This window comes from Bradyrhizobium altum, from assembly GCF_020889705.1.
Lineage (GTDB): Bacteria > Pseudomonadota > Alphaproteobacteria > Rhizobiales > Xanthobacteraceae > Bradyrhizobium > Bradyrhizobium altum.
In genome coordinates, this window is sequence record NZ_JACMYP010000520.1 from 1 (window position 1) to 1,804 (window position 1,804).

At 66.5% G+C, this 1,804-nt stretch carries 2 protein-coding genes; both read right to left on the bottom strand.

The genetic code is table 11. The annotated features are described in order from the left end of the window. Positions 1–403: glycosyltransferase (locus tag H8B02_RS47050; RefSeq protein ID WP_229172483.1), on the bottom strand; the 403-nt coding region annotated here is incomplete at its 3' end. Positions 404–506: 103 nt separating this feature from the next. Beyond that, positions 507–1,658, bottom strand: a complete 1,152-nt coding sequence (gene ftsW, locus H8B02_RS47055) for a putative lipid II flippase FtsW (protein ID WP_229172484.1) — start codon at positions 1,656–1,658, stop codon at positions 507–509. Positions 1,659–1,804 lie beyond the last annotated feature (146 nt).

Consider the following 1,804-nt stretch of genomic DNA (forward strand, 5'->3'; position numbering starts at 1 on the left):
GGAAACGGTTGGCGCGGCCGAGCACCGCGTTGGCATCGTGGATGATGCCGGGAACGCCGAGCATCCGCGCCGCGATCAGCGGCGGCAAGGTCGGGTAACCGCCGAAGCCGACGACGGCCGACGGCTTCAGCCGGCGCACCACATTGGCGGCGACCAGCGTGCCGTAGCCGAGCATCAGCACGGTCCGCGCCAGCGAGATCGGATTGCGGCTGCGCACGGTCGCGCTCGGCACGAGCTCGATGCTCTCCCTGCCGAACAGGCCGGAGTAGCGCAGCGCGCGGCCGTCGGTCGCCAGCCGCACCCGCAGGCCGCGCCTGATCAGTTCCACGGCGAGCGCTTCGGCCGGGAACAGATGGCCGCCGGTGCCACCGGCCGCCAGCAGAATCAGGGGGGACTCAGCCATGGCAACAATTTATACCGTCATTGCGAGCGAAGCGACTTGTCCGCGAAGCCTTGGCGAAGGCGGAAGCAATCCATGGCGCTCCCCGCAATGACGACGGGAAGCCTCATGCGTAGGCGCGCCGGGCACTGGCGCCTTCCATCGATTCGATCTCGGTACGCGGCCGCTGCCGCGTCAGCGCCAGCATCATGCCGACGCCATAGGCGAGCGACACGAACGAGGAGCCGCCATAGGAGATGAACGGCAGCGTCATGCCCTTGGCCGGGATCAGTTGCAGATTGACCGCCATGTTGATCGTCGCCTGCACACCGAACAGAATCGCAAGCCCCGAGGCCGCAAAGCGCGAGAACATGTCCTCGGTCGCATAGGCGCGGGTCAGCGTTCGGATCACGATGAAGCCGAACAGCGCGACCAGCATCAGGCAGAGGATGATGCCGAACTCTTCCGCCGCGACCGCGAACACGAAGTCGGTGTGGCTGTCCGGCAGGCTGCGCTTGGCGATGCCCTCGCCCGGGCCTAGCCCGAACCAGCCGCCGTTCCAGAACGCTTCCATCGCGGTGTCGACCTGGAAGGTGTCGCCGGAGGCCGGATTCATGAAGCGCTTGATGCGGCCCGCAACGTGCGGCACCAAAAGATAGGCGCCGAACAGGCCCGCGCCGGCGGCACCGGCGAGCCCGAACACCCAGATCATCCGCATGCCCGCGATGAAGAACAGCGCGCCCCACACCGTGAGGATCAGCATGGTCTGACCGAAGTCGGGCTCCATCACCAGCAGCGTGACCAGCGTCAACAGGAGCACCAGCGCCATCGAGGTCGCCGGCATCTCCGGCCGCTTGGTCGATTCCGCAAACAGCCAGGCCGCGACGATGACGAAGGCGGGTTTTGCGGCTTCGGAGGCCTGGATGTTGACGCCGAGCAGCGTGATCCAGCGCCGCGAGCCCTTGACCTCGGGCCCGATCAGCAGCGTCAGCACGATCAGCACGATCGAGACCGCGAACACGATCAGCGCGGTGCGCCGGATCTGTCGCGGCGTCATGAACGACACCCCGATCAGCACGATCAGCGACGGCACCAGGAACATGACGTGGCGATTGAAGAAGTGGAACGGATCGAGCCCGATCCGGGTCGCGACCGGCGGGCTCGCGGCCAGCGACAGGATGACGCCGGCCAGCATCAACGCGGCGATCGCGACAAGCAGCAGCTTGTCGACGGTCCACCACCAGTCCGAGAACGGGGTGCGTTGGTCACGGGCGAGCATGGGCGTCCCCAGATGGCAGAGATAACGTCCATTCGTGGCGCAGGATGGTTTCCAAGGGGTTAACGGGTTGGGTAACTTTTGAGGGAGGTGGGTTGGGGGCTCGTTCACTGCTGCGAGCCCACGCACAGCTGTCGTCCCGGCGAAGG

Coding starts and splice junctions, on each gene's coding strand:
- ftsW (WP_229172484.1), bottom strand. CDS start 1,658: ATGCTCGCCCGTGACCAACGCACCCCGTTCTCGGACTGGTGGTGGACC.